The sequence below is a fragment of the Leeuwenhoekiella sp. A16 genome, assembly GCF_047946675.1.
In the GTDB taxonomy this organism is placed as follows: domain Bacteria; phylum Bacteroidota; class Bacteroidia; order Flavobacteriales; family Flavobacteriaceae; genus Leeuwenhoekiella.
Window position 1 is genome coordinate 1218695 of record NZ_CP172313.1, and the last position, 12099, is coordinate 1230793.

Annotated in this window: 13 protein-coding genes; 3 read left to right on the top strand and 10 right to left on the bottom strand. The window is 38.2% G+C overall.

The genetic code is table 11. The annotated features are described in order from the left end of the window. Positions 1-134: 134 nt before the first annotated feature. Positions 135-977, top strand: coding sequence for an AraC family transcriptional regulator (locus ACH3O9_RS05190; protein ID WP_416444961.1), 843 nt, complete (start codon positions 135-137; stop codon positions 975-977). Here the strand turns inward: ACH3O9_RS05190 and ACH3O9_RS05195 are convergent. From ACH3O9_RS05195 to ruvC, 7 genes are all read right to left on the bottom strand, one after another. Further along, positions 974-2743 carry a MutS-related protein gene (locus ACH3O9_RS05195; protein ID WP_416444963.1) on the bottom strand — a complete coding sequence of 590 codons (1770 nt, stop codon included), beginning with the start codon at positions 2741-2743 and terminating at the stop codon, positions 974-976. The genes ACH3O9_RS05190 and ACH3O9_RS05195 overlap by 4 nt on opposite strands. Positions 2744-3013: 270 nt before the next feature. Continuing rightward, the gene (locus ACH3O9_RS05200; RefSeq protein WP_416444965.1) at positions 3014-3385 is read right to left on the bottom strand and encodes an MmcQ/YjbR family DNA-binding protein; all 372 of its coding nucleotides are present in this window, start codon (positions 3383-3385) and stop codon (positions 3014-3016) included. A gap of 64 nt (positions 3386-3449) precedes the next feature. Further along, entirely contained in the window at positions 3450-3956 is a 507-nt protein-coding gene (locus ACH3O9_RS05205) for a GNAT family N-acetyltransferase (RefSeq protein ID WP_416444967.1), read from the bottom strand. Further along, positions 3946-4569 (bottom strand): DUF4230 domain-containing protein, encoded by a 624-nt coding sequence (locus tag ACH3O9_RS05210; protein WP_416444969.1) that lies wholly within the window; start codon positions 4567-4569, stop codon positions 3946-3948. Before ACH3O9_RS05210 ends, ACH3O9_RS05205 begins: the two co-directional genes overlap by 11 nt. Positions 4570-4666: 97 nt before the next feature. Further along, the gene (locus tag ACH3O9_RS05215) at positions 4667-5419 is read right to left on the bottom strand and encodes a cyclase family protein (protein ID WP_416444971.1); all 753 of its coding nucleotides are present in this window, start codon (positions 5417-5419) and stop codon (positions 4667-4669) included. Between the two features lie 205 nt (positions 5420-5624). Beyond that, on the bottom strand, positions 5625-6809 hold the full coding sequence (hemW, locus tag ACH3O9_RS05220) for a radical SAM family heme chaperone HemW (RefSeq protein WP_416444973.1): 1185 nt from the start codon (positions 6807-6809) through the stop codon (positions 5625-5627). Positions 6810-6812: 3 nt separating this feature from the next. Beyond that, complete coding sequence (gene ruvC / locus ACH3O9_RS05225; RefSeq protein ID WP_416444975.1) at positions 6813-7391, bottom strand: crossover junction endodeoxyribonuclease RuvC; 579 nt, start codon at positions 7389-7391, stop codon at positions 6813-6815. Positions 7392-7532: 141 nt separating this feature from the next. Here ruvC and ACH3O9_RS05230 point away from each other — a divergent pair, with 141 nt between their 5' ends. Next, complete coding sequence (locus ACH3O9_RS05230) at positions 7533-8639, top strand: glycosyltransferase family 2 protein (RefSeq protein WP_416444977.1); 1107 nt, start codon at positions 7533-7535, stop codon at positions 8637-8639. A 57-nt stretch (positions 8640-8696) separates the two neighbouring features. Here the strand turns inward: ACH3O9_RS05230 and ACH3O9_RS05235 are convergent, their stop codons facing one another. The 3 genes from ACH3O9_RS05235 to ACH3O9_RS05245 form a co-directional block, all read right to left on the bottom strand. Then, on the bottom strand, positions 8697-9173 hold the full coding sequence (locus ACH3O9_RS05235) for a hypothetical protein (protein ID WP_416444979.1): 477 nt from the start codon (positions 9171-9173) through the stop codon (positions 8697-8699). Positions 9174-9237: 64 nt separating this feature from the next. After that, the gene (locus ACH3O9_RS05240) at positions 9238-10335 is read right to left on the bottom strand and encodes an acyloxyacyl hydrolase (protein WP_416444981.1); all 1098 of its coding nucleotides are present in this window, start codon (positions 10333-10335) and stop codon (positions 9238-9240) included. 9 nt (positions 10336-10344) lie between these two features. Then, a complete protein-coding gene (locus tag ACH3O9_RS05245; protein ID WP_416444983.1) occupies positions 10345-11130 on the bottom strand; it encodes a head GIN domain-containing protein in 786 nt (261 codons plus the stop codon). 287 nt (positions 11131-11417) lie between these two features. On the opposite strand from ACH3O9_RS05245, the gene ACH3O9_RS05250 reads away from it, so the two are divergent. Beyond that, entirely contained in the window at positions 11418-12068 is a 651-nt protein-coding gene (locus tag ACH3O9_RS05250; protein ID WP_416444985.1) for an HD domain-containing protein, read from the top strand. Positions 12069-12099 lie beyond the last annotated feature (31 nt).

Genomic DNA, 12099 nt, shown 5'->3' on the forward strand with positions numbered 1-12099 from the left:
AGTTTCTATTTAAAACCTCTAATTTAACCTTGAAAATCGGCTATTTATACCCTATTATTAGCCAAAACTGTGCATATATTATCCTGTTTTAAGAACAGATGGAATATTTTGCATAATTTTCAGGCAAAAACGATTTGAAAGTTCTTCCATTTAAGATCCCTAAGCCTAAAAATGACTTTCTCATTATTCAGGAAGATAAGCAATGGATTTTTTATGACAAGCTGCACCAACATCAGGAAGTGCAGTTAAGTTACATAGTTTCCGGCACGGGAACGCTTATTGTGGGCGACACTGTAAACCGCTTTACCGAAGGTGATGTGATCGTACTTGGAACTAATCTTCCGCATGTTTTTCAGAGTGATATTCCGACAACGAAATCATCTTATATGCTTAGCGTTTTCTTTAATGAAACCATTTTCTGGGAAAAATTCTTTGAGATCGAAGAAATTAAAAACCTGAGATCTTTCTTTAACAGATCAAATTCCGGGTTTAAGGTTTTGCACCCCACCAAAGCATTGAAAGAAACTTTTACTAAAATTCTAAACACCTCAAAGCTGGAACGGTTTGCCTTATTTTTTGAATTGTTACAGAAATTGCACAGCTCGCGAAAGGAAGAACTTTCAACCTTCCAGATCAATAAACGTTTTAGCGATGTGGAAGGAAAACGTATGGGGGTGATATTTGATTATATCATACAGAACTTTCAACAGGAGATCACCCTCGAGCAAATTGCAAAAGAAGCGTCACTGACTAAAACTGCATTTTGTCGCTTTTTTAAGACTCGTACAAATAAAACTTTCTACCAATTTCTAATCGAACTGCGATTAGAACACGCATGCCGATTGCTGCGACAGGAATCTAAAGAGCTTATTACAGACATTGCCTTTCAGTCAGGATTTACTTCTGTATCAAATTTTAACCGTTATTTTAAAAAAGTAAAAGGTATGAGTCCGCTGGAATATCGAAAACTCAATTAAACGATTCCCATTTTTTGCAGTAGAAACGAAGCGTTCATATTCTGACAAATTCCTTTTTTAAAAGTGTAATCGAAGAAGAGTTCGCCATCTTTAATCTGCGCGTCAAAATAGTAATTCTTCACTTCATCCAGCTCATCTGCAGCTTCACAAAGACTTAGATCATGCGTAGCGATAATCCCGGTAGAATGCGACGCAACCAGTTTGTTGATGAATTTGCGACTGCCAATCGCTTTATCTGTGCTGTTTGTTCCTTTTAAAATTTCGTCAAGAATAATAAAATAACGATCCTCTTTAATGGCTTCAACTATATATTTAAGTCGTTTTAATTCTGAAAAGAAATAAGATTCATCATCTGTAAGCGAATCTGTCGTGCGCATACTTGTGATGAGTTTAATAGGCGAATATTTCGCGGAAGCTGCACAAACCGGAAGCCCCGCATTTGCCATCACAATCTGCAATGAAACGGTGCGTAAAAACGTACTTTTTCCCGCCATATTTGCTCCTGTAATGATAAAAAACTGATGAGCATCTATGGTAAAATCATTAGCGACCGCCTTAGCAGGATCGAGCAAAGGATGCGATGCTTTGCTAACTTCAAGCACGTGTTTGTCGTGATTGATCTCCGGGAAAACATAATTTTGATGATTAAAAGCAAAATTCCCCAGGCTGTTATACGCATCAAAAAATGCGATCACTTCAAACCATTTGCTTACCTGATTTCCATTGAGTTCGATCCACTTTTCTATGCGGAATGAATTGCGCAGATCTGCAAGAAAAAAACCGTTTATAAAAGCACCAACCATCATGTTAGTACGCTGATCGAGTGCTCCCAGCATACGCGAAAAAGACTTGATTACAGCAGAAGCTTTAGTTTTTTCAGATCGAATAAAATCGGCGGTTTTGACCAATAAATCGCCTTTAAAAGGCTCATTTTCGAGCAGTATAAGCAATTTATAATACTGCTCAAAAGTGCTTTGTGTCTTACCTGCTTCTTCTGAAAGTTTATTGACTTTTTTAGCCTGCGAACCCACAATACCCAGCCCTAGAAAAAACCAGATTATGATTATAAATGAAGGAACAAGATCAAAATAGGCTAGAACAAAAATAAGAATAGAAATTGCAGAAAATACAACCGGCAGATACTGCATTACCGGCGAAACGAAAGGTTTGTAATTTGTTAACCAATCAATAATGGAAGCAGCTGTGGTTTTAGTTTTTACCAGTGCGGCTGTAGCCGAAAATTGCTGTCTCCACTCTGCTTTATGAGCGAGTTCCTGAATAGTTTCCTGCTTTTGCGGAATGTTATCAATAGCATTTTCAGTAAACTGATGCGCTAATCGTTCTGCGCCACTTTCCAGGCTGGTTCGGTTTAAATATTGAAAAAACGATCCTCTGCCAAAAAGATCAACATCCTGACTGTAAAAATGCAACGGATTCTTAAACTTTTCGCCGGAAGGCAAATCGTAAAAATCACGGTTTAGTACTTTAATTTCAGTTTCATTTAAACCGATTAATTTTTGAAGATAATCGCGTTGGTATTGCAAATCGCTATGCTTAGAAACCAAAAACACAAACAATGCGATCGTTACGATTATTATCGCAATCACGATTTGAGTATTGCTCCACATAAAATAGACCGCAGCGCAGGCTGCGAGGAACAAAATCAATCTTATCATACTAGAAACAAACAGGCGCTGCTTTATCTGTTTAAGACTCTCGTTGTGTTTATTTATATTCTCTTTATAAAAAGAAGCGGGATTCTGCATTATTGTTTTTTGGAAAAGACAAATATAAAGTCCTCTTGTGTAAACAGGTATAAAAGTGGGAGAAAGTTAACTTTGTTATAGACTTACAAGGCTTTTGAAACAATACCAAAAAAGATCTACAAGGTTTTGCTTACCTACGAGGCGTGGAAGACCTACAAGGTTTTTGAAAACAACACCAAAAAGACCTACGAAGTTTGCTTACCGACGAGGCGTGGAAGACCTACAAGGTTTTTGAAACCTTGCAGGTCTACATGTAAGCCTTGCAGGTCACTACTTTAATTGAGCAAGTTGCTCTTTAGCTTTTTTAGTTAGTGATTGTACGATGAGATCGTAGCTGTGATCAATTAATTCTTTTATTTTATCAGTAGAAAGTGCTTGGTTGAGCACAACTGTATTCCAGTGTATTTTGCTCATGTGATAACCCGGTAAAACCGTGTCAGGAAACTTTTCGCGCAAGCGAATTGCCTTATCGGGATCGCACTTTAAATTTATACGTGCCTCGCCACTTTCCCACACCGAAAGGGAAGCCAGAGCGTACATTTTTCCCATTACCTTAAAGACCAAAGTATCTTTATCAAAAGGAAATTCTTCTGTTGTGCCGGGTTTTGTAATGCAGTAATCGCGGTATTCTTCTATGTTCATCCCTTTCTCTCACCTAACCTCTCCTACTTCGACTATGCTCAGCACAAGCAGGAGGGGGAATGTTTTACAGTTTTTTTTCCATGATGTAATCTTCCATCAGGTAGCCGTGACCTATGTCAAAGTCGCCTTGTGACATGATTTTGTAGCCGTAATGCTCGTAGAAACCTAATGCTTTGTTGTACCGATTTACATTTAAAACAAGCGATTTATCACCAAATTCAATCGCTTTTTCAGCGGCAAAATCCATCATCATTCTTCCTAAACCTGTGCCCTGAAATTCGGGTAGTAAATAGATTTTTTGAACCTTTGTTTTTGCTTCTCCGTCTTTATTATGTTCTAAAGTAACAAAACCTATGGGTAGCCCTTCATTTTTAAAAATGAACATTCTGTGTCCGTTTTTTACCTGATCCTCAAGCGATTTTATGCTGTACATCATATCTAGCATATAATCGATTTGCTCTTTGCTTAAAACCTCAGCGTACGTTTGTGGCCAGATCTCGTAAGCCAGTTCTTGAACGATAGCAACCTGCTGCTCGTTTATTTCTTCAGTTTGTATTGTTTTAGTCGGCATTTTTCTCAGTAAGTTTTGGTGTTTCCTTTACAGCTTCCAAAGCCGTATAATCTAGCTTCCAGCCTATGGTTTGTACAAGGTTTTCCATGAGACCAATTGTAGACAAAGCCTGTTTTGATGCCTCTTCAAATAGTCCGCTATTTGGTACTTTATCTATAATATGCTGTTTTGCCTCTCTGTTGATCACGGTAAGGTCTTCTGAAGTAAATGGGTTTGCCCAGCCTTCTTTTTTATCATAATATTTAAAATCTGTCTCAATACTCAACAGCTCAGGTTTAGGAAAATCTGTCAGCACGATGGTGCGGTTCTTTACATCAGGATGCATTTTTATCTTGGTCAGGTCAAAACCTATGTAGGCTTTGGCATCAATAAGCACCAGTGCTTTTTTGCTTCCCAGAAAAAGGTTCATCCATTTATCTTTTACGTTCTGGTAATGATAGATTTCAGCAAAATCACCTTCCACAGTAATGAATTTACAAACACTACGTATTTTTTCCATCAAAACAACAGACTGTGTGGTCGCATTCTGTGTGCGTCTACCCTTATTAAATCTATTGAAAACGAAAAAAGCAACTACACTGCCAATTGCTAAACCGATAAAAAGATATTCCATAAAGTAAATGTAAATAATGTCTTTTAATCTTACTAGTGGGATTTATTAAGGGAAAACCGGCTTTTAAGGTCAAAAAACCACCTTTTAGGACTAAAAATCAGTTGTTTTCCAGAGCATACAGAACCGGCTTGCTGGGAGAAGCATCATTTACAAAAGAAGCGATTTGCAAATTGAGCAGGTAACTACCATCCTGCACATTGTGCGGCACAAAAATCATCTCGGTTATGGTGGCATCGAGACGCAGTTTACCGGAAGTATTCCAGAACGCATTATGCCCCAGCAATTTCCCTTCATCTTTCTCACGATCTACACTGGGCAGATCTAGCAATAAATGTTTTACACCGTTTTCACGAAAGAATATCAAGGTTTCCTCAAGCAAATACGGCCAGTTTGTGTGTGACCATTTTCGCTTTGTTTTACTCTGGGTATTTGGAAGAGTGCGTAGGACAACAGCTTCAGGGTTTTTACCAGCCAGCAATTTTGCAACCTGATTTTTTTTGATCACATAATCCTCGCCCATAGATTCCGGAATAACCGTTATCAATTCCGCCGAAAAAAAGAAGGTTTTTAGACAGTCGTTGATGCTATAAATATGCTCAGTAATATGCCCCACACATTCAGTATGCGTGCCATGACCATGCGGATTAAAATGTATATTTTGAAAATTTATAGAAGCGCCCTCGCTCACTTTTGCCACCCATTTCCCTTCTTTTACCGGTTCTATAAGCGGCGCGTCAATATACCAGGCTACGGGATTGTTGTCACCAGACTGCAGCGGAATAGAAATATCTATAGGTTTAGAAAAATCAACCGTGTACAGTTTATTCTCAATATTTATGGTAGCTCTCATAGTTCATCTTTTGGGGGCGGTGAATTATTTACTGCTTTAAAATAAGCAAAACCAAAAGATATTGGGCTTAAGTAAAGTGAGATTTAGGTAAATTTTAGAGGAAAAGTATCTAAATATGGTTCTCGATACAATTTTCTTTGAAAATTACTCGAACTGACAACTTAGGCGTCACCTTGAACTTGTTTCAAGGTCACATGTTACTATCTTACTCCAAATTCAACAGAAAAAGATCACTTGCGATGCCATCGCTTAAAAATTTCCCTTTTCGGGTGACGACGATACGGTCATTATCCTGAAAAAGCAGGTGCTCTTCCAGATGTTTATCGGCCTGCTGAAGCAAATAATCGGAATATTTAGGGCCAAAATCGGTTGTTATTTTATTTAAAGAAACTCCCCAAACTGTGCGTAAACCGGTCATTACATATTCGTTGTATTTATCGGTTACAGAAAGCGTCTCCCGCTCAATTGGGAGTTCGTTCTTTTCTATTTTCTTGATGTAAAGCGTATTGTTATTGATGTTCCAACTTCGCCTATTGCCATCAAAACTATGCGCCGAAGGGCCTATTCCCAGATAACTTTTCCCCGTCCAGTACGCTGTGTTATTTCTGGAAAAATATCCCGGCTTACCAAAGTTTGAAAATTCATAATTCTCAAACCCTGCTTTTTCCATCGTTTCAACCAGAATTTCAAAATGCGCCTGTGCGGCTTCATCATCAACCGGCTTGATAAGACCTTTATCAATGAACTTTTTAAGCGCCGTATTTGGCTCCACAGTGAGCGCATAACTCGATATATGCGGAATATCAAGGTCTAACGCTATCTGTAAATTTTCGCGCCAGCGGTCGTCGCTCATTCCCGGCATGCCGTAAATAAGATCGATCGAAATATTATCAAAATACTTTTTAGCCAGCTGTAGCGAAAGCAAAGCTTCGGTTGCATTATGCGCTCTATTCATAAGTGTGAGATCTTCATTGAAGAAAGATTGCACACCTATGCTCAATCTATTAATTTTTGTTCCTGAAAGCATTTCCAGCTTTTCCTGGGTCAAATCATCGGGATTTGCTTCAAGCGTGATCTCCGGATTTTCAACCACTAAAAAATTGGAATAAATCGTTTCAAAGATCTGATTGAGTTCATTTTCCTCAAGCAAGCTGGGTGTTCCCCCGCCAAAGTAAATGGTTTCAAGCGTTTCTCCTATTTCACCTTTTCGCAAGATTATTTCGCTGCAAAGCGCATCAACCAGTTCGTTTTTCTTTTTTAGCGAAGTCGAAAAATGAAAATCACAATAGTGACAAGCCTGCTTGCAAAACGGGATGTGGATGTAGAGCCCCTGCCCCTCAACCACCAATGGGGGAGTTTTATGCGCTGTAGAAAACTTTGAAGTTTCCATTACTTACTTTTTAATCACTTTAGACTTTTGCGGAACCACTCTTTTCTCATTTTGAGAAACAAAAGATTCCCAGCCGGAATAACCTTTTCCCGTATCTATACGACCGGAATTGAAATGATGACAAACCGCTGCAGCCAGACCATCTGTACTGTCGAGGTTTTTGGGCAAAGTTTTAAGTCCGAGTAGGCTTTGCAGCATTTTTGCCACCTGCTCTTTACTGGCGCTCCCGTTACCGGTGATAGCCATTTTTATCTTTTTTGGCAGATATTCAGTCACGGGGATTTGTCGTGAAAGTCCGGCAGCCATTGCAACGCCTTGCGCTCGGCCTAGCTTTAGCATCGACTGTACATTTTTGCCGAAAAATGGAGCTTCAAGAGCCATTTCATCAGGGTGATACGTATCGATCAATTCTATGGTGCGCTCAAAAATGAGTTTGAGTTTCACGTAGGGATCGTCATATTTTTTCAGCATTAACTCATTAAGCTGAAGGAATTCCATCTTTTTATTGACCACGCGTATAAGGCCGTAGCCCATAATGGTCGTTCCCGGGTCGATGCCCAATATGATTTTTTCAGATTTCAAACTGCAGGTAAACTATTATTTTATGTACTTTCAAACCTTTATGAAAGTCTCAAAACACAAAACTACGCATTATAAGGTTGCCGCTTTGCAATTACCGGCGCGAGTTCATTTTGTTACTCATGCATCGTGTTAATGGTTATTTTGCTCTCTATATTTATTCTGATTTATTGTGCGCTGATTATCGCATTTATCATAGGATTTTCGGCTAAAAAAGGTATAAAATCGCCTCAAACAAACCAAAAAACGCGGTTTTCTGTTGTGATTCCTTTTCGTAATGAAGCAGAAAATCTTTCTGTTCTTCTACAATCTTTGAGCGAAATAAATTATCCTAAAGAACTTTTTGAAATCATCTTAATAAACGACGCTTCCTCAGACGATTTTGAGCCAATTATTGCCGATTTTAAGCGAAATAAACCGATTTCCATTCAGGTTTTAGATAATGTGCGCAAAAGTGGTTCACCTAAAAAAGACGCGCTTAATATTGGCATTGCACATTCAAAATTTGACTGGATTGTCACTACAGATGCAGATTGTGTTGTTCCACAGGAATGGCTAAAACTGTTTAATGAGCGGATTTTAACCCAAAAAAGCCGATTTATTGCTGCTCCCGTGGGATTTTTAGACGGGAAAAATTATCTGTTGACCAACTTTCAGAAACTGGATTTTTTGAGTTTGCAGGGCGCGACCATTGGAGCTTTTAACCTGAATCACCCGTTTATGTGCAACGGTGCAAATATTGCTTTCGCGAAAGCGGAATTTGCCAGATTAAAGGGATATGAGGAAAATGACTCAATCGCTAGCGGGGATGATGTGTTTTTAATGCAGAAATTTATTGAAAATGATCGCAGTTCGGTTTCTTATATACAATCACCTGAAGCTTTTGTTTTAACGCAGCCTCAACCATCCTGGAAATCGCTTATCGAGCAACGCAAACGCTGGGCGAGCAAAGCTTCGGCTTATAAAAACTGGTTTGGTATTTTGACTTCCTGGGCGGTTTTTACGGGAAATTTGGCGCTTTTAATTGCATTATTTTTCGTTGAAAATCGCCCCTTTTTATTGATTTTGATCGCGGTGAAATTTCTTGTTGATTTTATTCTTATTGCGCAAGCTGCATTTCTGATAAAGCAAAAAGGAAGCCTAATTAATTACCTGTGGTGCGCGATTTTATATCCTTTTTTCACAGTTTTTATCGCGATTAGTAGTCAGTTAGGAAATTATGAATGGAAAGGTCGTGAGTTTAAAAAGTGATGAGCGAAAATCTTTTTCTATTCTGTAATCGCTTTTGAGAATTAAACCCTTTACACGTTAGTTTACCTGAATGACAACCGGAAGTTTAAAGGTCGTTTTAACCGGAATGCCGCGTTTTATCGCCGGATAAATTTTAGGCAGCGAATCGAGGCTTTGATGTAACCAGACATCCAGTTTTGGTAAATCCTGCTTTACAGAAACAGGAATTAGAATATTATCAATTTTAGGTGTTCCTTCTGCATTTACTGCGATCTTTACCCAAACCGTATCTTGCATCGCCTGGCTAAAAACGAGTGTTTTACTTTGTAAATATTGATAGAAATTACTGGCTAATTTTTGCTCAAAACAGAGCCATTTTTCTTCTTTCTCTTCCAGATAATCACAACTCTCAAAAGTAGGATATTCATCGAGCTCGCTCATGTTAATCGTCTTGAGCTCTTCTTTTAAAAACGTCTCTGAAGAAACCTTTTTGGTCTCCATATCCTTACAGCCAGAAAGCGCCAGCAGAACCAATAAAAAAAGCAGTTTGTTCATAATCCCATAAAAACCGGGGTGAAAAATACAATATTTATCATGAACAGACTTAACAATATAATTTCTAAAGCCTTACCCCAAAACTAAACTCGACACCTTCTGCCTTTGCCCCATGCGCCTTTACGGTAACTGAGCCAAAAATATCATCAGAAAAGTAGCGTTTTAGTCCCAAACGGTTATAAACGCGGTTTTCAAATTCGTATGGCCAGTATACATAATAACCCACCTGTGATACAAAAGCAACTTTATTAAATCGCAGTTCGTGGCCTACAAAAACACCCACGCGTTTCCAGTCTTCATCTCCGTTTACGCCCAGCTCTGGGAAAGAAGTTGACTGTAGCTTTATTAATTCTTTAAGAAAGGTTGCAAAGAAAAAATCTACCCCGGCTGTGAATGTGCTCTTATGATTAATTCGCTTGTCTGCAAATGCAGAAAACACATAAAAAGGATAGCGACCCTGCCCCACAATATCGCTTTCATTTACGCCACCGCGCATCACTAAATTATAATGAATAGGCTCTGTATATTTTGTATGTTCACCTTCAGGTATGTAGTCTGGAAACTTATCATAATCTATATTATAATTTGTCCCCACGGTAAAAGCGAAGGTATTTGTACTGTTATTGGGCGCTCTTAAATTGGCGTTAGAATAATGAATAATCGTGAAACCCGTTTGTAGACCGAAGCCTTTATAGATATTCTGTTTGTTGTAGTTTAAGGCGATGTATGTTGAACTCAATAAACGCGTGCCGTAAGCATTATTCTGGTAATTAGTTTCAGCGTCATAAGGATTTCCGGCAACGGCAAACCCTTGCCCAATGCGGAAATATGCATTTCTATTCAAAAAATAAAAGTTGAAATGACCGTAAAAACCCACATTTTCGCCTAAATACTCATTGTGCAAATTTTGATAGGTCATTGAGAAACCCCAATCAGGATAATTATAGCGCCGCTCCCACTCATTAAAACCATAGGTTTTACGATTGTAGCTCAATATAAATCCTGTAGGATGACCTGTAATAAGATGGTTTATATCTGGATTATGCTCCAGGATTGAGCCATAAAAAAAAGAAGCATCAATATTTACAGGCTTAACTTCAGATTCCTGAGCAGTTACGGTTAGGACAAAAAAGAATGCAAGCAGCGATAGTTTTAACTTCATAGATTTTATTTACTCCTGAAAGATTAGCCTGCCTTTAAAAACTTCTTCAACCTCAACTACAGGCGGATGATTTACAGCTATAACATCTCCTGTCCCGGTTATTGTTCCTGATATGCTCTGCTGCGGATTAACGATCATTTTATTTGCACCCCTGTGAAAAACCTGTACCTCATCTGCTATTAAATCCTGAGATTCAAGGCGGGGCGCTTCGTCTTCAAAACGTACGTCAAGCAAATCTGTATTTCCTTTTAAATAAAATACACTCTTTCCATTTGCTCGTATTCTCAAAGTTTGCACATCCAGATCTAAAATGAAATTTCCACTTTTTTTTATGTCTGTAGGTGCGGGAGGATTCGTATTGCTTTGCAAAATAAGCGAGGGGAACTTTAAAACGCCATCACTTTCTATCTCGCCACCAGAGCCATTGCGTAATTCTTGCAAATCTGGTGTGGTAACGATTATTTGCGTTATGCCATAATCTCTTACCAGATTGCAGGAGTTGTTGTTGCGTGCGATCAATCTGCCATCTTCTACCTTAATCTCGATATCATTTAAAAGATTCTCCCCGGTCTTTATCACAACCTTTTGTTGTTCACCTTGTTTAATAAGCAGCTTCACATCTGTCTCTGTTCTAATCTTGGTAAATGGCTCAACATCTATTTGTGTCTCTATAATTTTACCAGCGGTTTGAAAGCAGTCATTTGCATTTTCTGAATCGCAACTTATTATAAGACATACGAGAAGTAACGTTAAAAAGTTTTTGAATGCGCTTAAGCTAAAGAAAATCTGAATCATTAAAATGAACTTTCAGCAAATTACGTCAAAATTAGGGCAGTCTAAAAACCGAAAATTGAGTTATCTTCAGATATACATATAAATCCCTAACTTGTAAACCGTTTAGTCCCCTAAAGAGAAAATGCTCTTTAGATTTGCTTGAGATTGAGTACGTATCTTTAGAGTAGTTTTCAGAACCTTGTAGACATCAAATGTATTGGCTTTTAAAAGTATATAGATTGATGTATAAATTAGGTTCTCTAAATAATAAATCTGGAATTTTACGTTATCACATCAGACCCTAGATCATGAAAAACGCAAAAGAGAAAAATATTAAGTGCCCTAAGGCTATTAGTATGGCGGCATTTCTTAACGAGATAAAATCCCACTGCACAGAATTGCTTAGTAAAAGCAGGTGCAACTCCTTACCTTTTCACAATATAGCTCACACTCTTGAAGTTTATAAGAAGAGTGAAGTAATTGCAAATTTTGAAGGTCTTGTAAAAGATGATCTTGAAGCTCTTCTCATCGCCTCACTTTTTCACGATACAGGTTATATTGCTACATATGCAGGGCACGAATGCATAAGCGCCACAAACGCAATGTTGTATCTAAAGCAACTAGGTTATCCCGATGATAAAATTGAGAGAGTTGTTACCTGTATAAATGCTACCAAAATTGAACACGAACCCAATTCTATACTTGAGAAAGTAATTTGCGATGCAGATCTGGCGCATCTGGGTGATGATGATTTTATGGAAAAAAATGAACGCTTAAGATTAGAATGGTCTAATCATTTAAATGTTCATTATACCGATGAAGAATGGTACAGACTCAATATAAGATTTCTTAAAAACCATCAGTTTTACACTGAATACGGTAAGCGTTTTCTACAACCGCTTAAGCAAAAACATCTGGATTACTTTGAAGGTAAATTAGGCAATTTGCATCAGTGTTAGTCTAGGAGTATATTCTTAAAAACTATTCCTC